This window comes from Bacillus sp. SIMBA_031, from assembly GCF_046535225.1.
Lineage (GTDB): Bacteria > Bacillota > Bacilli > Bacillales > Bacillaceae > Bacillus > Bacillus velezensis.
This window is the reverse complement of the sequence record NZ_JAWRXC010000384.1, coordinates 1-260: the sequence shown is the minus strand read 5'-3', so window position 1 is coordinate 260 and position 260 is coordinate 1. Positions and strand designations below refer to the sequence as shown.

At 62.3% G+C, this 260-nt stretch carries 1 protein-coding gene; it reads left to right on the top strand.

Annotation, left to right across the window (positions count from 1 at the left end):
- Positions 1-53: 53 nt before the first annotated feature.
- Positions 54-260, top strand: a 207-nt coding sequence (locus tag SB724_RS20730) for a GGDEF domain-containing protein (RefSeq protein WP_410572816.1), incomplete at its 3' end; no start/stop codon positions are given.

Genomic DNA, 260 nt, shown 5'->3' with positions numbered 1-260 from the left:
CCAGCGCAACCTTCAAGACCTTCTTTGGCCCCGCTCCCTCGGGGCTGGTCTCCATGGTGCTGTTAGTGACGGTGTCGTTCAGCATGACGGCCCTCAGCAGCGATCAACTCATCAAGGGGCTTCGGGAGCGCGCCACGCGGGACCACCTGACGGGGTTGTTGAACCGCGGAGCGTTCCTTGAACTGGCCAACTCGGAATTGAAGCGATTGCGCTCCAACGAGTCCGGTGCGGCGGTGGTCCTCGCGGACTTGGACAACTTC